At 59.7% G+C, this 17,963-nt stretch carries 21 protein-coding genes; 16 read left to right on the top strand and 5 right to left on the bottom strand.

Annotation, left to right across the window (positions count from 1 at the left end; genetic code table 11):
• Positions 1-2 precede the first annotated feature (2 nt).
• Together metG and JW799_RS25320 are read left to right on the top strand one after the other, a co-directional pair.
• Positions 3-2,024, top strand: coding sequence for a methionine--tRNA ligase (metG, locus tag JW799_RS25325; RefSeq protein WP_080838305.1), 2,022 nt, complete (start codon positions 3-5; stop codon positions 2,022-2,024).
• Between the two features lie 209 nt (positions 2,025-2,233).
• Positions 2,234-2,944, top strand: a complete 711-nt coding sequence (locus tag JW799_RS25320; RefSeq protein ID WP_080838308.1) for a cytochrome c biogenesis CcdA family protein — start codon at positions 2,234-2,236, stop codon at positions 2,942-2,944.
• 9 nt (positions 2,945-2,953) lie between these two features.
• On the opposite strand, the gene splB is transcribed toward JW799_RS25320, so the two are convergent.
• On the bottom strand, positions 2,954-4,009 hold the full coding sequence (splB, locus tag JW799_RS25315; protein WP_176220950.1) for a spore photoproduct lyase: 1,056 nt from the start codon (positions 4,007-4,009) through the stop codon (positions 2,954-2,956).
• 165 nt (positions 4,010-4,174) lie between these two features.
• On the opposite strand from splB, the gene mntR reads away from it, so the two are divergent.
• Complete coding sequence (gene mntR, locus JW799_RS25310) at positions 4,175-4,597, top strand: transcriptional regulator MntR (protein WP_080838315.1); 423 nt, start codon at positions 4,175-4,177, stop codon at positions 4,595-4,597.
• 132 nt (positions 4,598-4,729) lie between these two features.
• Complete coding sequence (locus JW799_RS25305) at positions 4,730-5,743, top strand: patatin-like phospholipase family protein (RefSeq protein ID WP_205433092.1); 1,014 nt, start codon at positions 4,730-4,732, stop codon at positions 5,741-5,743.
• 62 nt (positions 5,744-5,805) lie between these two features.
• On the opposite strand, the gene JW799_RS25300 is transcribed toward JW799_RS25305, so the two are convergent.
• Both JW799_RS25300 and JW799_RS25295 read right to left on the bottom strand, forming a co-directional pair.
• Positions 5,806-6,132 (bottom strand): hypothetical protein, encoded by a 327-nt coding sequence (locus JW799_RS25300; RefSeq protein ID WP_080838318.1) that lies wholly within the window; start codon positions 6,130-6,132, stop codon positions 5,806-5,808.
• Positions 6,133-6,182: 50 nt separating this feature from the next.
• On the bottom strand, positions 6,183-7,076 hold the full coding sequence (locus JW799_RS25295) for a DUF1385 domain-containing protein (RefSeq protein WP_205433091.1): 894 nt from the start codon (positions 7,074-7,076) through the stop codon (positions 6,183-6,185).
• 217 nt (positions 7,077-7,293) lie between these two features.
• Between JW799_RS25295 and JW799_RS25290 the strand changes: the two genes are divergently transcribed.
• From JW799_RS25290 to JW799_RS25270, 5 genes are all read left to right on the top strand, one after another.
• Positions 7,294-7,872 carry a YqhR family membrane protein gene (locus JW799_RS25290; protein ID WP_080838320.1) on the top strand — a complete coding sequence of 193 codons (579 nt, stop codon included), beginning with the start codon at positions 7,294-7,296 and terminating at the stop codon, positions 7,870-7,872.
• A gap of 81 nt (positions 7,873-7,953) precedes the next feature.
• On the top strand, positions 7,954-8,397 hold the full coding sequence (gene aroQ, locus JW799_RS25285; RefSeq protein ID WP_080838322.1) for a type II 3-dehydroquinate dehydratase: 444 nt from the start codon (positions 7,954-7,956) through the stop codon (positions 8,395-8,397).
• A 19-nt stretch (positions 8,398-8,416) separates the two neighbouring features.
• Positions 8,417-9,490: a M24 family metallopeptidase gene (locus tag JW799_RS25280; RefSeq protein ID WP_080838325.1), complete on the top strand. Its 1,074-nt coding sequence runs from the start codon at positions 8,417-8,419 to the stop codon at positions 9,488-9,490.
• A gap of 33 nt (positions 9,491-9,523) precedes the next feature.
• Complete coding sequence (gene efp, locus JW799_RS25275; protein WP_080838328.1) at positions 9,524-10,081, top strand: elongation factor P; 558 nt, start codon at positions 9,524-9,526, stop codon at positions 10,079-10,081.
• 133 nt (positions 10,082-10,214) lie between these two features.
• On the top strand, positions 10,215-11,468 hold the full coding sequence (locus JW799_RS25270) for an aspartate kinase (protein ID WP_080838331.1): 1,254 nt from the start codon (positions 10,215-10,217) through the stop codon (positions 11,466-11,468).
• Positions 11,469-11,593: 125 nt separating this feature from the next.
• On the opposite strand, the gene JW799_RS25265 is transcribed toward JW799_RS25270, so the two are convergent.
• Both JW799_RS25265 and comA read right to left on the bottom strand, forming a co-directional pair.
• Complete coding sequence (locus tag JW799_RS25265; protein ID WP_080840921.1) at positions 11,594-12,052, bottom strand: DUF441 domain-containing protein; 459 nt, start codon at positions 12,050-12,052, stop codon at positions 11,594-11,596.
• A 98-nt stretch (positions 12,053-12,150) separates the two neighbouring features.
• Positions 12,151-12,969: a phosphosulfolactate synthase gene (gene comA / locus JW799_RS25260; RefSeq protein ID WP_205432263.1), complete on the bottom strand. Its 819-nt coding sequence runs from the start codon at positions 12,967-12,969 to the stop codon at positions 12,151-12,153.
• Between the two features lie 235 nt (positions 12,970-13,204).
• Between comA and JW799_RS25255 the strand changes: the two genes are divergently transcribed.
• The 7 genes from JW799_RS25255 (at position 13,205) to spoIIIAF (ending at position 17,962) form a co-directional block, all read left to right on the top strand.
• Positions 13,205-13,468, top strand: a complete 264-nt coding sequence (locus JW799_RS25255) for a YqhV family protein (RefSeq protein ID WP_080838336.1) — start codon at positions 13,205-13,207, stop codon at positions 13,466-13,468.
• A gap of 103 nt (positions 13,469-13,571) precedes the next feature.
• Positions 13,572-14,714 (top strand): stage III sporulation protein AA, encoded by a 1,143-nt coding sequence (gene spoIIIAA, locus JW799_RS25250; protein WP_205432260.1) that lies wholly within the window; start codon positions 13,572-13,574, stop codon positions 14,712-14,714.
• Positions 14,707-15,228, top strand: coding sequence for a stage III sporulation protein SpoIIIAB (gene spoIIIAB, locus JW799_RS25245; RefSeq protein WP_080838341.1), 522 nt, complete (start codon positions 14,707-14,709; stop codon positions 15,226-15,228). Before spoIIIAA ends, spoIIIAB begins: the two co-directional genes overlap by 8 nt.
• Before the next feature lie 18 nt (positions 15,229-15,246).
• Positions 15,247-15,450, top strand: a complete 204-nt coding sequence (gene spoIIIAC, locus JW799_RS25240; protein ID WP_080838344.1) for a stage III sporulation protein AC — start codon at positions 15,247-15,249, stop codon at positions 15,448-15,450.
• Between the two features lie 29 nt (positions 15,451-15,479).
• On the top strand, positions 15,480-15,869 hold the full coding sequence (gene spoIIIAD / locus JW799_RS25235) for a stage III sporulation protein AD (protein ID WP_205433090.1): 390 nt from the start codon (positions 15,480-15,482) through the stop codon (positions 15,867-15,869).
• Positions 15,870-15,894: 25 nt separating this feature from the next.
• Positions 15,895-17,214 (top strand): stage III sporulation protein AE, encoded by a 1,320-nt coding sequence (gene spoIIIAE, locus JW799_RS25230; protein WP_205432259.1) that lies wholly within the window; start codon positions 15,895-15,897, stop codon positions 17,212-17,214.
• A gap of 19 nt (positions 17,215-17,233) precedes the next feature.
• Positions 17,234-17,962 (top strand): stage III sporulation protein AF, encoded by a 729-nt coding sequence (spoIIIAF, locus tag JW799_RS25225; RefSeq protein WP_080838350.1) that lies wholly within the window; start codon positions 17,234-17,236, stop codon positions 17,960-17,962.
• The last annotated feature ends 1 nt before the right edge of the window (position 17,963 follow it).

The raw sequence follows: 17,963 nt of genomic DNA, 5'->3' as shown, positions 1-17,963 counted from the left end.
TCATGACGGATGACAGGAAGACGTATTACCTAACGACTCCGATTTATTATCCGAGCGACAAGCTGCACATCGGGCATGCCTACACGACCGTCGCGGGCGACGCCATGGCGCGTTACAAGCGCTTGCGAGGGTACCGGGTGCGGTATTTGACCGGAACCGACGAGCACGGGCAAAAAATCCAGCGGAAAGCCGCGGAAGCCGGGAAAACGCCGCAGGAGTTCGTTGACGGAATCGTGTCCGGCATTCAGGAGCTGTGGCGGAAGCTGGAAATTTCGAACGACGATTTCATTCGGACGACCGAGCCCAGGCACAAGGATGTCGTGCAGCGAATTTTCGACCAGCTGCTTCGCCAGGGCGATATTTACAAAGGCGAGTACGAAGGCTGGTACAGCATTCCGGACGAAACGTATTATACCGAAACGCAATTGGTGGACATCCAGCGCAACGAGCAGGGCGACATCGTCGCCGCGAAAAGTCCGGACAGCGGCCATCCGGTCGAGCTGGTCAAGGAAGAAAGCTATTTTTTCCGGATGAGCAAATACGCCGACAGGCTGCTGAAGTATTACGAGGAAAATCCGGGCTTTATCCAGCCGGAATCGCGGCGAAACGAAATGATCAACAACTTCATCAAGCCGGGGCTCGAGGACCTGGCCGTGTCGCGGACGACGTTCGACTGGGGCGTGCCCGTCAAAGGGGATCCGAAGCACGTCGTCTACGTCTGGATCGACGCCTTGTCCAACTACATCACGGCGCTCGGCTACGGCTCGGAGGACGACGAGCTGTACCGGACGTTCTGGCCGGCCGATGTCCACCTGGTCGGCAAGGAAATCGTCCGCTTCCATACGATTTACTGGCCGATCATGCTGATGGCGCTCGGGCTGCCGCTGCCGAAAAAAGTGTTCGCGCACGGCTGGCTGCTCATGAAGGACGGCAAAATGTCCAAATCCAAAGGCAACGTCGTCGATCCGGTGACGCTGATCGACCGCTACGGCCTCGACGCGCTCCGCTACTACCTGCTGCGCGAGGTGCCGTTCGGCGCTGACGGCACGTTCACGCCCGACAACTTCGTCGAGCGGATCAATTACGATCTGGCGAACGATTTGGGCAACTTGCTGAACCGGACGGTCGCCATGGTCGAAAAATATTTCGAAGGCATCGTGCCGGACTACGCCGGCAAAACAACAGCCTTCGACGGCGAGCTTGAGCAAGCGGCGGCGGAGACGGTGGCGAAGGTGGAAGCGGCGATGGAAGAGATGGAGTTTTCCGTCGCGCTCGCGGCCATCTGGGGATTGGTCGGACGGACGAACAAATATATCGACGAAACGAAGCCCTGGGCGCTGGCGAAGGACGAAGCGGCGAAACCGGAACTGGCGTCGGTCATGGCGCACCTGGCGGAAAGCCTGCGGATCGTATCCATCCTCCTGCAGCCGTTCCTTACGCATACTCCGCGCAAAATATGGGAGCAGCTCGGACTTGCGGAGGGGCAGGCGACGGCTTGGGACAGCCTGAGCGATTTCGGCGGAGGAATCCCGTCCGGCACGCGCGTCGCCAAGGGCGAACCGCTGTTCCCGCGTCTCGAAATGGCCGAAGAGATCGCCTGGATCGCCGGGGCGATGGGAGGCGGCGCCAAGGCCGCCCCGGCCGCCGAAGCGGCCCCGGCACCGGCAGCGGAGCCCGCAGCGCCGCCGGCGGACCGCAAGGACGAAATCGGGATCGACGATTTCGCGAAGGTCGAGCTGCGCGTGGCGCAGGTCGTCGCGTGCGAGCCGGTGCCGAAAGCCGACAAGCTGCTGAAGCTTCAGCTCGATCTCGGCTTCGAAACGCGGCAGGTCGTCTCGGGCATCGCAAAGCATTACAAGCCGGAGGAACTCGTCGGACGCAAGGTGATTTGCGTGACGAACCTGAAGGCGGTCAAGCTGCGCGGGGAATGGTCGCACGGCATGATCCTCGCTGCCTCGGAGGGCGAGAAGCTTACGCTCGCCACCGTGCCGGAAGGCATGCCGAACGGCGCGATCGTCAAATAAAAGCCCGGGACGAATTCCGGCTGAACCGAACAAAGGGACCGATCCTTCCCGCGGACTCTCGTCCGCCGGCGAATCGGTCCCTTGCCGCTTGACATCCTATGCGGCGGCGGCTATACTCCTACACGACCGGCGTTGCTCGTTTTGCCGACAATAGGTAAAATCAGCGTGCAGGGGAACGGCTGCGGACTCTAGGCAAAGGAGAGGTCGGCTTGAACGAATTGAACATCGGGATCGCATTCGCCGGGGGGATCGCCTCGTTTATATCTCCCTGCTGCTTGCCTCTTTATCCCTCGTACTTATCTTATATTACCGGCATATCCGTCACGGAGCTGAAAACCGACACGAGCCGCGAAGTGCGGCTGAAAACGATGTCCCATACGTTCTTTTTCATATTGGGTTTTTCGCTCGTCTTTTTTACGCTCAGCTATACGGCCAACGCGTTCGCGGCGGCATTTCGCGAATACCAGGATTTGATCCGCCAGATTTCGGCGATTTTGATCGTGCTGATGGGGCTGTTCCTGCTCGGCATTTTTCAGCCGCGCCTCCTGATGAAGGAACGCAAGATGAACGTCAGCTGGCGGCCGGCCGGCTATTTGGGCTCGTTCATCTTCGGCGTCGGCTTTTCGGCCGGCTGGTCGCCCTGCGTCGGCCCGATTCTGTCCTCGATTTTGCTGCTCGCCGGAAGTCAGCCGGGCACGTGGCTGCAAATGACCGCCGCATACTCGCTCGGTTTCGGCGTGCCGTTTTTCGTGCTTGCCTTTTTTATCGGTTCGACGAAGTGGATTGTTCGCTATTCGGGACGGCTGATGAAGATCGGCGGGGCTTTGATGCTCGTCATGGGCGTGTTGCTGTTTACCGACCGAATGACTTACATTACGATCTGGCTCAACAGCATTACGCCGGAATGGATGCTGTTCTAGCCGCCGCCGTCAGGTAAAATATTCGATTTTCGCGGCGGGAAACGCAGCGAAAATCCGCTCGGTTAAATATTCTCTCAACGCTTCGGCCTTCTCGTCGGGATACACGTATTTGTGCCGGCCGTAGCGGCCCCATTTTTTCTTCCGAATCGCCTCGTCCATTTCCAGCTTCGTTTTCGGATATCGCTTTTCGATCGTCGATTTCGCCGTCTTCGTAAACCTGTGCTGAATAAGCTCGAACGTGAGATCGTCGTTCGCTTCGGGGGGCAGCTCGGCCGCGAGCCTCTCGAGCAATTCCGCGTATCCGTTTTCCCAGCCGTCATACCAAATAATCGGAGCGATGATGAAGCCTAGCGGGTAGCCGGTTCTTGCGATGCGGCCGGCCGCCCGGATGCGCTCCTCGAAGCGGGACGTCGCCGGTTCGAAGTTCCGGATGACGTAATCCGAATTGACGCTGAAACGGATTCGCGTGCGTCCGTTGTGGGTCAAACCGAGAAGCGGATCGACATGGTGGTATTTCGTCACGAACCGGAGCCGTCCCAGCGGCTGCTTCGCCATGAATTCGATCGTTTCCGCGAGCGATCCGGTTATATGTTCGAGCCCGACCGGATCGGACGTGCACGCAGCCTCGAAGCGGGTGATTTCGGGAGCCCGCTCTTCGATATAGCTTCGGGCCGCTCCCAATATTTCCTCCGTGTTGACGTAAACCCTCACGTAAGGCTTTGCGCCGAGCGTCGTCTGCAAGTAACAATAATGGCAGTGCCCCATACAGCCGGTGGAAAGAGGCAGCGCATATTCCGCCGATGGCAACGACGTATCGAACTTCAGCGTTTTGCGGACGCCTACGACCAGCGTTCGTTTCGCGATTTTGTACTGCTCCAGCTCCGTTTCGCCGGGCAGGCCGGTAATCCGGTTGTGCGACGAGGTCGTCCGGTGCGGCAGGCCGCGTTCTTTGACCCATTCCCAAATCCGCTTGCCTTTCGGATAGTCGAGCGCGGCAGGCTCGAAATAAACGAGCTCCGGCACGAAAATCGCGGTTTCCTTCGGCGTTCGGCGGGACGTGTTTATATCGGTGCTCAACGTTTAATCTCCTCCTTCCGTAGAACAAAGTGTGCTTCTAAAATGCGGCTTCCATACGCCGGGGACGGGGATTCGGCGCTTGTCGAGCTTGCCCCTTCCCCCCGCTCCGGTGTATGATACTTAAGAGCAAAACGTCGGAAAGGGGACTACGCGGTGCCGACCCCAAGCATGGAAGATTATTTGGAACGCATTTACCGTCTGATCGACGAGAAGGGGTATGCGCGCGTTTCGGACATAGCCGAAGGATTGGAAGTGCATCCATCCTCGGTGACGAAGATGATCCAGAAGCTGGACAAGGACAATTACCTGATTTACGAAAAGTATCGCGGACTCGTTCTGACGAACAAGGGCAAAAAGATCGGCAAGCGGCTAGTGGATCGTCATCATCTTCTCGAATCGTTCCTTCAGACGATCGGCGTGCAGGAAGAAAATATTTACCGCGATGTCGAAGGAATCGAGCACCATTTGAGCTGGGACTCCATAACATGCATCGAAACGCTGGTCGAATATTTTCGCCGGGACGAAAATCGCGTCGCCGAACTGCGGCGCATTCAGGCGGAATTGGATACCGAATAACAAGGCAAAGAGCGCGCCCCTCGGAGCCGCTTTTTGTTTTTTAAAGACCTGCCCACGGTTTCGCAGTCCCATCTCGCCGCCCGCCGCATAAGCTGGATTTCGGGAGACTGGCGACGGGGGGGGGGGAGACGGATAAAAGCAAACGGTGTATTTGAAGGAGGGGGCGTCAAGGGGATCTCGCTTGTCGGCGCGGTGCGTGCCGCCGAGCTGAACGGGGTGGAACTGGATCGCGTGGCGGGAACGTCTTCCGGAAGCATCGTCGCTTCGCTTGTCGCAACCGGTTACACCGCCGCGGAGATGAAGCTCATCATCGAATCCGCGCCGTCCGCCTCTTTTTTGCGAAGATCGAAAGCGTTCGCCCTGCCTCTGGTCGGGCCGGCTTTAAGGCTGCTGTTCAAAAAGGGGCTGTATTCCGGCGACGCGCTCGAGCGATGGATTCGCAACCTGCTGCGGCAAAAGGGGGTCGTCACGTTCGGCGATCTGGAAAAGGGGAAGCTGAAAATCGTCGCCTCCGACATCACGAACGGCCGGCTGATGGTGCTGCCGGACGATCTTTCCGAATACGGGCTCGATCCGGAGCGGTTCGAAGTGGCGCGGGCGGTGCGGATGAGCGCGAGCATTCCGTTTTTTTTCGAGCCGGTGCTGCTTCCGCTAAGACCCGAGGGGACGGGAGAGAGAAGGCGGCGGCGAATAGCGAAGGCGGTTCGGACGGTATGCGTCGTGGACGGGGGGTTGCTGAGCAATTTTCCGCTGTGGCTGTTCGATCGGGAAGCCGAGGAAAACGGGCGGCCGGTCATCGGCTTTCAGATGGTCGGGCGGAGCGAGGCCAAGCCCAGAACGATCGGCGGTCCGTTGTCGATGCTTCAGGCGATGTTCGAAACGATGCTGAGCGCGCACGACGAGCGCTATATCGAGCGGTACAATGCGATCCGGACGATCAAAATTCCGACGCTCGGCATCGGGACGACCGATTTTCATCTGTCGGCCGAGGAGAGCGAGCGGCTGTATCTGTCCGGCCTCGCCGCGGGAGAACGGTTTTTCGAGCAGTGGGACCGCAAAACCGGAATGCTGCGGCCGGCCGGAAGCCGCGGCTCGCCGCAGGAAGAGCGGGCCGGGGGCGTTCTAATCCGTTTTTCCGCCAGATGAACAAATGCAAAAGCCGATCCGTTCGTCAGCGCTGCCGCTGCACGATAGATCGGCTTTTGGTTTCAATGATAGGGCGGTCGAGGTTCGTCGTCGCGGTTTTTGCTGCCTTCGATCACTTTGAACGGAAACGATTTGCGTTTCGTTTTGCCCGTCGGGCGGCTCGCATGCCTCCGCTGGCTTCTCATCGCCGCCTCGCGGTAACGCGCTTTTTCCGACCTTTTGGATGACCAGCGGGAAGGCGGAAACTTGTAGAGCAGGAAGACGATGGCGACGATGATTAGCGGAGTGAGCAGCTGGCGCGAATTCAGCCCGTTGAGCAGCCAGCTCGTCAGCCCGATGAGCATGAGGGCCAACAGGAAAAAATGAATGGGACCGAAACGTTTGCGCATGCGATCACTCCTTGTGATATGGTGTCGCGGATCGGCTCATGCGCGCACCTTTATACAGGATTATATTGGCGTTCCAGCTCTCTCATACGGTTAAAGGAAGCGATGGACACCGCGACCTGGTCGTCGGAAGGTTCCTTCGTCGTCAGCAGTTGAAGCCACAGGCCCGGATATCCGAGAAACCGCAGCACCGGAATGTCGCGAACCGCGTTGGTCAGTCTGAGCACTTCGTAGGAAACGCCGAGCACGACCGGGAGCAAGGCGATGCGGATCCAGATGCGGTCCCAGATCGTCTCCCAAGTGAAGATCGGGAAGGAATAAATGACGACGCCGACGATGACCGTAAAAATAATAAAGCTGCTGCCGCAGCGATAATGCAGCCGGCTCATTTTTTGGACGTTTTCGACGGTGAGCTCGAGCCCGGCCTCGTACGCCGTGATGACTTTGTGCTCGGCTCCGTGATACTGGAACAGACGCTTGATCATGGGCGTCTTGGAGATGATCCAGAGATAGAACAGGAGCAGCGCAATTTTGATCACGCCTTCGAGAATATTATGCGCAATCTTGTTGTCGAAAGCCCACTCGAATAACAGGCTTTCCAAAAACGCGGGAACCGATGTGAAAATCAGCTTTCCGAAAACGAACGAAAGGACGCCGACGACGGCGACTCCCAGCACCATCGTAAGGCTCCATTTTTCCTTTTCCTTGGAGGATTTGGCCGCATCCTCCGGCGTCGTTTCGTCTTCCGCATACGCTTCGGCGGAAAAGTTCAAATGCTGGGACCCCTTCGCCGACGATTCGATCAGGCCGACCACGCCGCGGACGAACGGGATTTTTTTTAACCACTTTACGATATTCGGCGTAGCACCTCGGGGTACTTCGTAAAAATCGATCTCCTGGTTTTTGCGGCGAACGGCGGTGACGTTCACGTGTTTGCCCTGAAACATGACGCCTTCGATCACGGCCTGTCCTCCGTAAGCGGTAACCGGTTGCTGTGCCAACGCTCTTCACCTTCTTTGTTTTCGATGCGCTTTATCAAGCTATGCTTTATTTTACAGGATAACCCGAATCAATGCCACAGGAAACGGGCGCGTTCGCTTTTCCGGTTATGCCGGCGTCCGCCGGTCCATACTAACGGAAAAAAAGCTCGAAGGGGGCGCGAAAATGGCGGACGATCGCGATCCGACTAGAAAGGAACGCACCGACGGAGGCAATAGCGAGGCGCGCAAGAGCGCCGAAAAGCCCCGTTCGCTTCACCCGGCGGTCTACTCGACGCTCATCGGACTGTACGCGGGATTCATCTGGGGGTTGATACGCTGGCTTGTCGTCGCCCTGAAATTCACCGACGTTCCGCAAGCTTTTTTGGCCGATCCGTGGGTTCGCAGAGCCGCGCTGGGCCACTGGTACTGGCAATGGGGCGGGCTGCTGCTGTTTATGCTGATGTCGGCGTTGGCCGGTTTCGTCTATTGGCTCTTGCTGAGAGCGTTGCGGGGGCCGTGGCCGGGTATCGTTTACGGGGCGGCATGGTGGGCCGCGCTGTTTTTCGCGGTCGGCCCGATGAGCGGGGCCACGCTCCCGGCGCGCGAGATCGGCTGGAAGAGCCTGATTTCCGAATTGTGCATTTATGTGGCATGGGGCTTGTTCATCGGCTACAGCATCGCGTTCGAATATCACGACGAAGCGGGCCGGGAGCCGGACGAAAAAGGAAACCCCCAATCCGGGCGCGAGCCGTCCTTTTCGTAATTCCGCTGGTCGCCGCTCCTCCGGTTATGATAAAATAAGCGAGTGAATCGGAGCGGACTACATAATCGGAGGAGAACGGACATGTCCAGCATTCTGGTGCTAAACGGGCCGAATCTCAATATGCTCGGCGTCCGCGAACCCGGCATTTACGGTTCGGGAACGCTGCAAGAGATCGAGGCGAAGCTGCGCGAGCTCGGCGCCAAGCTGGGCGTCGGGCTGGCGTTTTTTCAGTCGAATCACGAAGGGGCGCTGCTCGACGAAATCCATGCCGCATTCGGCAAGCACGACGGAATCATCATCAATCCGGGAGCTTATACGCACACGAGCTATGCGTTGCGCGACGGCCTCGCCGCCGTCGGGCTGCCGGTCGTGGAAGTGCACATTTCGAATATTCACAAGCGGGAAGCGTTCCGTCACGTTTCGCTGACGGCCCCGGTCGCGCTCGGGCAAATCGCCGGCTTCGGCGCGTACGGCTACGAATTGGGCCTGCTCGCCTTGTGCGAACATTTGGGAATCGCTCATTAAATCGAATGGGGGAAACGAGATGCCGAATACGCGGGTAGCCAGGCTTCGCGCCTTGCTCAAGGACAAAGGGGAAGAGGCGATCCTGGTCACGAACGCCGTCAACCGGCGCTACTTGACGGGGTTCACGGGAACTTCGGGCGTCGTGCTCGTAACAAGCGACAAAGCGGCGCTGCTGACCGATTTCCGCTATCGCGACCAGGCGCCGATGCAGGCCGTCGGCTTCGAAATCGTGGAGCACGCCCCGGACGTCTACGAGACGGTCGCGGAGTTGCTCGGCCAGTGGGGCGTCGCGCGCCTGCTCTTCGAAGACAAACACGTATCCTTCGCCGCCTATGCGGCGATGAAAGACAAGCTGAAGCCGGCCGAAATCGCGGCGGCGGGGGCGATTCTGGAGCAGCTCCGCATCGTCAAGGACGAGCAGGAGGTCGCCGTCATCCAGGAAGCGGCCGACTTGGCGGACCGGGCGTTTGCCCATATTTTGAATTTCATCAAGCCCGGCGCGACCGAGGCGGCCGTCGCGCTGGAGCTGGAATTTTTTATGAGGAAGCACGGCGCGACCTCGACATCCTTCGATACGATCGTCGCATCGGGCCCGCGGTCGGCGCTGCCTCATGGCGTCGCGAGCGACCGCGTCATCGGGAAGGGCGAATTCGTCACCCTCGATTTCGGAGCCTATTACAAAGGCTATTGCTCCGACCTGACCCGCACCGTCGTCGTCGGTCAGCCTTCCGACAAGCAGAAGGAAATTTACGATATCGTGCTCGAAGCCCAGCTTTACGCGCTCGAGCATCTCCGTCCCGGCCTCACCGGCAAGGAAGGAGACGCCTTGACGAGAGATATCATCACGAGGTATGGTTATGGTGACCATTTCGGACATGGCACCGGACACGGGCTCGGCATGGAGATTCACGAATCTCCCCGGCTGTCCCGAACGGACGATACGGTTTTAACCCCCGGCATGATTGTCACCGTCGAACCCGGCATTTACGTGCCCGGCTTCGGAGGCGTTCGGATCGAAGACGATGTCGTCGTTACCGATACCGGGATTAAAATACTTACACATTCCCCGAAGGAGCTTATCGTTCTGGATTAGGGGAGCACGTTTCCACAGGAGGGAATTTTTACAGTGATTTCGGTTAACGACTTCAAAACCGGTCTGACGATCGAAGTGGATGGCGATTTGTGCACGGTTATCGACTTCCAGCACGTCAAGCCCGGCAAAGGCGCGGCCTTCGTCCGCTCCAAGCTGAAAAATCTGCGCAACGGCAACGTCATCGAAAAAACGTTCCGCGCAGGCGAAAACGTAGCGCGCGCCCACGTGGAAAACCGCGCCGTGCAATACCTGTACAACTCGGGCAACGAGTATACGTTCATGGACAACGAAACGTACGACCAATTTACCCTCGACAAGAAGCAGCTCGAGTGGGAAATCAATTTCCTGAAAGAAAACATGACCGTCAACATCGCCAGCTACCAAGGCGAAATCATCGGCATCAACTTGCCCAACAACGTCGATCTGAAGGTCGTCGAAACCGAGCCGGGCATCAAGGGCAACACGGCGACCGGCGCGACGAAGAACGCCAAGCTCGAAACCGGGCTCAACGTTCAAGTGCCGCTTTTCATCAACGAAGGCGACGTGCTGCTGATCGACACCCGCGAAGGCAAATACATTTCCCGCGCCTGACGGCCGGGCCGATCCTTGCTTCCCGCGCCGCGCGCGCCGCGAAGCAAGGATTTTTTTCATTTATGGGCATTTGAACTTATGCTATAATATACTGCTGTATGCAACTGATGTCTTTTTGAGGAGTGAAGGCGAGTTGTCGTTATTCGTAATGAAATTCGGCGGCAGTTCCGTGGGCACGACGGAACGGATGCAGCGAGTGGCGCAGCGGATCGTGGATAAAAAGCTGCAGGACCACCGCGTCGTCGTCGTCGTTTCCGCCATGGGAGACACGACGGACGACTTGATCGACAAGTCGAAGGAATTAAACGATTCGCCGCCCGCACGGGAAATGGATATGCTGCTGACGACCGGCGAGCAGATCTCCGTTGCGCTGCTGGCGATGACCATTCATAAACTCGGGCACGCGGCCAAATCCTTCACGGGCTGGCAGGCGGGCTTCGTTACCGAGGCCGTTCACGGAAAGGCGCGAATTTTGGACATTAAGCCTACCCGGGTTCACGCGGCGCTCGATCAGGGGGAAATCGTCATCGTGGCGGGCTTCCAGGGGATGACCGAAGACGGCGAGATCACGACGCTGGGGCGCGGCGGCTCCGATACGACGGCCGTCGCTTTGGCCGCGGCGCTCGAAGCGGACGTTTGCGAAATCTATACCGACGTCGACGGCATTTATTCCACCGACCCGCGCATCGTCAAAAACGCGCGCAAGCTGGATGTAATTTCCTATGACGAAATGCTCGAACTGGCGCACTTGGGGGCTGCCGTGCTTCATCCCCGCGCCGTGGAATACGCAAAGCACAACAAAGTGAACCTGGTCGTAAGATCCAGCTTCACGCAGAACGAAGGCACGTTGGTGAGGGAGGAAGCGGCAATGGAGCAAGGAGTCGTCGTAAGCGGCATCGCATTCGACAAAAACGTGGCGAGAATCAGCATTTTGGGAGTGGAAGACGTTCCCGGCGTGCTTGCCAACGTATTCGGCGCGCTGGCGTCCGAAGGCATCGACGTGGACATCATCGTGCAAAGCGGCGTGCAGGACGGCAAGGCCGATTTCGCCTTTTCGGTCTCGACCGGCGATCGGGCCAAAGCGATTCAAGTGATCGAAAACATCCGCGAAAACGTCCCGTACCGCGAAGCGACGTTCGAAGAGGGGCTCGTAAAAGTGTCCATCGTCGGAGCGGGCATGGTGTCCAATCCCGGAGTCGCGGCCAAAATGTTCGAAGTGATCGCCGGCCTCGGCGTCAGCATTAAGATGGTCAGCACGTCGGAAATCAAATGCTCGTGCGTCATTTCCGCGGATTCGCTGCAGGAGGTCGTGCGCGCGCTTCACACCGCCTACGGTCTCGATGCGGCGACGACCGCCTTCGTCGGCGGCCCGCAGGAACGCCGTTAATGGGCGACGGCATGAGCAAGCCCCTCCGAGGCCAACGTCTCGAGGGGCTTTTTTCGATCCGGATTCAGGCGAAAACGACGGCAGCTCGGATATCGCGGAACGTTAAGTACAGCGTGCCGTGGCCGCTATTTTTCCGCGAAAAATTGGAACAGCTTCAGGAACAAAGCGGTGAGTCCGGCCGCCATGAGCGGACCGACGGGGATGCCGCGCAAGAAGATGATGCCGAAAATGGAGCCGATGACAAGCCCCACGATCAATTGGGGATCGATTTTGAGCAAATCGAGCCCTTTGGCGTTCAAGTAGGTCGCGAGCGCCCCGCCGATCAGCGCCACCCAGCCTGTCCAGGTCGTGAACGGACTGATGACGTCCTTTACCTGCACGCGGCCGGACGCGAACGGCACGAGCACGGCCATCGTCAGGAAAAGCAGCCCGAGCTCGAGGCCCCGCCGCTCGATCGAAGGCAAAAACCGCTGCAAATGGACGAGCTTGATGATCAGCAAAAAGCACGCCGCCGTCGCAATGATCGGAGAACGGCCTATCAATCCGATAATGATTAGAGCAACCAGTACGATATCTCCGTTCAACGTTCGCCACGCTCCCGGCTTCATTTCAATTTGGTTCCGTTATAATAGGAATATGGAACAAGCCCCGGCACTAGAACGGCAGCCGGGGCTTTGGCGGTTTAAATGACGTAATCCGAAATGACGCGGTGCAAGCCGAACGTATCCGAACGAAGCCCCCGCCTCATCGTTTCGAGCGCAAACGCCTCCTGAGGCTGAACGTTGCCCAGGTTGACATCCGGCCCCACGATGCGGAGCAGCGCGGCCTGCTGATCCTTTTGCGGCGCTTCCCACATCAGCTTCGTACGGTCCGGTATTCGTTTCAAAACGAGCTCCAATTCGTCCTCGCGGCAGGCCCCGTCGTCGTCGAACAGGCCGACGCCTTGGCCGGATTCGCGCGCCTCGACCGTGACCAATTCCGCCCCGCAATTCAAATCCCGTTCGAAGGTTCTGCACAGATCGTCGATATCGAGACGGGCTCCGTGCGTTTTTTTGCCGTACTCCGTAAACACCCGAAGCCCGAGCAAGCCGGCTTCCCGAATCAATTCGTCCCGTTCCGAACGCTTCAAATGAACGGTTCCGTCCGATATTTCGACGCCGTCAAAGCCCAGTTCCAGCACCGAGCGGAAAAAATCCGGCACGACGCGCAGCCGAAACGCGGCTTCCAGCAGCGTCCCCCCGGGAAACGCGGCGATGCCGGCGTTTTTCGCCTGCGCGAGCTTTTCCCTGAGCAGGGGAGACGGGTACAAAGACGAGGTGCCGAAGCCGAATTTGAGAAGGTCGAAGTAGCCGGACGAAGTCGTCAGCAGGTCTTGAAAGGCATGGGGGCCCAGCCCTTTGTCGATGACCATCGTCAGACCCGAGGTCCGGGGTTTGACTTCGCGGCTGTCGCTCGGGTCCGTGAGGCGCGGATGCCACGGCGAGCCGATCGTCGATTTCATAAGCAGCTCTCCTTGTTGGAAAGGTTGAGGTTGCCGCCGTTCGTTTCCCCTTGCGAGGCGCGGCGGCGCATGGCGCGACTTCCTTGCAAGAGCAATATATGCGGCCCGGCGTAGGCGGGTGTCCCTCGACTTTCGTCCCGGCCCGCGAATTTCCCGGAAGGTTGTCCTGTTTGGCGCAGGCGGCGCATATAGTACAAAAAAGGACTATCTCTTGCCGGAAGGAGACGATCGGTTCATGGATAAAACGGTGTTCGGAATGGCGATTTTGCGCCTTCTTTCCGGAAGCATCGAGCTCACGGCCGCGCTCGTCATGCTGAAGCTGAACGACGTGCAGAAGGCGCTTGTCGTCAACTCGATGCTGGCCCTGGTCGGGCCGCTCGTTCTGGTCGCGACGACGACGATCGGGCTGGTGGGCATTTCGGACAAGCTGTCCCCGGGCCGTTTCATCTGGGTGACCGCGGGCGTCGCCTGCCTGCTCGTCGGCGTTCTCAAAAAGTAGCGGCGGACGCGGCGAAATGCGGACAAGGTGACATAATCGCCTCGTACAAGCATACATATGAATCAGAAATGGACAACGTCTCGAAAAAAGGGGGGAATCTCTGATGGCGCCCAACTGGTTGGACCTGATGCCTTCCGTTTTGCGAAGCCTTTTGGCCGGCCTGCCGCAAGCGATCGCCGGGACATTGGAGGAAATCCGGATTCGGGAAAATCGTCCGCTGGAAATCGGCTATGAAGGGCGCTACGGCTTCGTCCGGTCCGACGGTTCGGTAACCGGCGATTTCAAATCCGCCTATAAGCCGGATCGGGACCAATGCAGGGCATTGCTCGAAACGATAACGAATCATTCGCTTTATGCCGTGGAGGAGGAGCTTCGCCGCGGATACGTGACCGTTTCGGGAGGGCACCGGATCGGCCTCGTCGGAAGAACCGTCACGGAAGGCGGCGCGGTCCGCCAGGTCAAAGACATCGCGGGCTTTAACGTGCGCATAGCTCGTCCTCGCGTCGGCTGCGCGGCGGCCGTTCTGCCCAGCTTGCTCGATCCGGCCGCCCGGACGGTCAAGCATACGCTGATCGTGTCCCCGCCGCAGCACGGCAAAACGACGCTGCTTCGCGATATGGCCCGAGCCGTCAGCTCCGGGGAATGGGGGCATCCGCAGGCGGCGGGCTGGGGGGGACGGAAAGTCGGGATCGTGGACGAGCGGTCGGAAATCGCCGCCAGCGAAAGAGGAATCCCGACGTTCGATCTGGGCCCCCGCACCGACGTGCTCGACGCCTGCCCGAAGGCCGAAGGCATCATGATGATGATTCGCTCGATGTCTCCCGAGGTCGTCGTCGTCGACGAAATCGGCCGCGGCGAGGATGCGTACGCGTTGCGCGAAGCGCTTCACGCGGGCGTAAGGGTGATCGCCACTGCTCACGCGGCCGGCCTCGACGACGTGCTTATGCGCCCGGTGCTGTCGGAGCTCGCCCGGGAGCGCGTGTTCGGCGCTTATGTGCTGTTGTCCCGCCAAGGCGACAAAGTGCGGCACCTCGTCTATTCCGACCGGGATGCGGACGAGAAATGGCGCGGCGGCGGAACGCGTTCGCGCGCTTCGCCGCGCGACGCGCCGCCCGAAACGGAGGAAACGCGGTCCGGTTCGGCGGCGGGATCGCCGGGCGGCGGGGGCGGAGTCCCGCGGCCGTTTCCGAGCATCCGCTCTCCGTCCCGGGCGGAAGATGCCGGACGGGAGGCGGAACATGCTTAAGCTTGTCGGAGCGGCGCTCGTGCTGTTTGCCGGAACGTTGCTCGGTTTTCTTCAGGCGGCCAAGTTCGCCGAACGTCCGCGCCAGATCCGCCAGCTGCTGCATGCGATGCAAAGGCTGGAGACGGAAATCGGCTACGGGCAGACGCCGCTGCCGGACGCGCTCGACCGCATTTCCTCGCTTCTTCACCCGCCGCCCCTGGCGGCTTTGTTCGCCGGCGCTTCGGAGCGCTTGCGGGACGGGACCGGGGCGACGGTGCAGCAATGCTGGGAAAGCTCGATTCACGAGGGCTGGCCGAAAACGGCGATGCGGGCGGGCGAGAAGGAAGCGATGCTCCGGCTCGGAGCGTCGCTCGGCGGCAGCGGGCGGGAAGATCAGCTCAAGCATATGCGTTTGGCGGTGCTGCAGCTGCAGACGGAAGAGGCTTCGGCACGGGAAGACCAGCAGCGCTACGAGAAGCTTAGCCGCAATCTGGGAGTGCTTGGGGCGGCCCTGGTCGTTATCCTGATGCTGTAAGCAGGGAGGCCGTTAGTCATGAACATCGATGTCAGCACCATTTTTCAGATTGCCGGGATCGGCATTATCGTAGCCATGATCCATACCGTGCTTAAACAGATGGGCAAGGAAGATATGGCGCATTGGGTGACGGTGATCGGATTCGTCGTCGTGCTGTTTATGGTTGTCAGAATGCTGAACGACTTGTTCCAGGAGATCAAGACGATATTCCTGTTTCAGTAGCGCGAAGCGGGAACGAGCGGGTGAGGACGCTGGATATCCTTCAAATTGTAGGCATCGGACTGCTGGCGACCATCCTCATTCTGGTCATACGGGAACAGAAGCCGATGTTCGCCTTTTTGCTGGCGGCGTTCGTCGGCGTCGCCATCTTCCTGACGATGATCGGAAAAATCGAAGGCGTCGTGTCGGTGCTCGAGGATTTGGCGGATCGGTCCGGCATTTCGTCGGTGTACCTGAAGACGATGCTCAAAATTATCGGCATCGCCTATATCGCGGAATTCGGCGCGCAAATCGTGCGCGACGCCGGACTCGAAAGCGTGGCGTCCAAAATCGAATTCGCCGGCAAAGTATTGATCCTGGTCATGGCGGTGCCGATCATCGGCGTTTTGATCGAGACGGTCTTGAACCTGTTGCCGGCTTGAGGAGGAACGGGAACGGGGGGGAACGATGCGAAACCGGGCGCTTCTCGCAAAAAACTCGGCCTGGGCGCAGCTGGCGCTGCTGCTCTCGGCATTGGCGCTGTCGTTTTTGCCGCATGCCGCGCAGGCGTTCGCATCTTCCGAACCGCCTCCTTCCGCCGGGGAGCGGGCCGGAACGGACAGGCTCGCCTTCTCCGCGGCGCCGGCGGCCGAAGGGCGGCAAGAGGTTTCCGGTCAACCGGATGCGGGCGAGTTGGCGGGGGAGCTCGCCGTACAGCAGTCCGGGGACGTCGACATGAGCCAGATCGAGCAATTTTGGAACAAGCTGGGGCGCGAATACGGCGGCTACTTTCCGGAAGGACAAATACCGGAACTCAGTCAAATGATGTTTCCGGAAGGGAAGCCCTGGAGTGTTTCCCAGGCGCTCGGAGGACTCGCGCGGTACTTCCTTCACGAGCTGCTGTACAGCGGCAAGCTCGTCGTGACGATCGTGCTGCTCGCCGTGTTCGCGATGATCCTGGAAACGATGCAAAACGCGTTCGAGCGGAACGCGGTCAGCCGGGTCGCCTATTCGATCGCGTACATCGTGCTCCTCATCATCGCCGTCAACAGCTTCCGCAGCGCCACGGCCTACGCGGAGGAAGCGATCAGCGGCATGGTGCAGTTCATGCTGGCGATGGTCCCGCTGCTGCTGACGCTGCTTGCCGGTTCGGGAGGGGTCACGACCGTCGCGGTCATGCATCCGCTGATCGTGTTCATGATTCACTCGATCGGCACGCTCATTCACCTGGTCGTCTTTCCGCTGCTGTTCTTTTCCGCCGTCCTGCATTTGGCCAGCGCCGTGTCGGACCGGTACAAGGTGACGCAGCTCGCCAATTTGCTTCGCAGCGTCAGCGTCAGCATGCTGGGCATCCTGCTCACGTTGTTTCTCGGCGTTCTTTCGGTTCAGGGGGCGACCGGGGCGGTGGCGGACGGGATCGTGCTCAAGACGACCAAGTTCGTCACGGGAAATTTCGTGCCCGTCGTCGGCAGAATGTTTTCCGACGCGGCGGATACCGTTTTGTCGGCCAGCCTGCTCGTCAAAAACGCGGTCGGACTTACGGGAGTCATCATTTTGCTCTTTCTGTGCGCGTTCCCGGCGATCAAGATTTTGACGCTGGCGCTGATTTACAACTTGTCGGCAGCCGTTTTGCAGCCGCTCGGGGACTCGCCGATCGCGGGCTGCCTGCAAACGATCGGGAAAACGCTCATTTACGTCTTTGCCGCGCTGGCTTCGGTCGGGCTGATGTTCTTCCTTGCCGTGACGATTATTTTGACGGCGGGCAACGCTTCGGTGATGCTGCGCTGACGACGCGGGAGGTGAACGCATGATCGACGCGCTGGCCAAGTGGCTTCAGCAAATCATCGCCGTCGTGCTGCTCGCTTCGCTCGCCGACCTTCTGTTGCCGAACCGGGTGATGCAGCGCTATGTCCGGCTCGTCGCGGGATTGTTCATTCTGCTGACGATGGTGACGCCGCTCCTGCAATGGATACGCGGCGATTTCGGGGAACGGCTGGCGATGGGGATCGAATCGGCAAGCCGCTCGCCGGAGTCGTCGGCGGACGAGCTGGCCCGCATCCGGGAAGACGGCGAGCGGCTGCAGGCGGTGTGGGCGGAGCGGGCGGCAACGCTCGCGACGGATCGGCTTGCCGGGGAGATCGAGCGCGAAGTGGAACGGGAACAAGGGGTGGACGTCCGCCGGGTGGAGGTGGACGTCGAAACGACGCCGGAAGGGCAGCGGGTTGCGGGGATAACGCTCGTTCTCGCCGCCCCCGCCGAGCCTGCCGGCCCGGCATCGTCGCCGGGCAGAGGCATTGCGGAAGTGGAGCCGGTAGCGCCCGTCGACGTCCGGATCGGGACGGACGAGTTGCCCGTCTTCGCCGAAAACGGAGCGGGCGTCGAACCGGAACAAGCTTCCCCGGAACGGCTTGAGGGCGAATCGGAGGCCGACAGCCGGACGAGGCAAAAGATTGCCGCGCAGCTCGCCGCGCGGTGGGGGGTTTCGGCCGACCGCATCGCGGTCGTGACGGAGGCCGGCGGCGGAAATTCGGGATAAG

The sequence above is a fragment of the Cohnella algarum genome (genome assembly GCF_016937515.1).
Lineage (GTDB): Bacteria > Bacillota > Bacilli > Paenibacillales > Paenibacillaceae > Cohnella > Cohnella algarum.
Note: the sequence above shows the minus strand (reverse complement) of the source record. Positions and strands in the feature narration are given on the sequence as shown.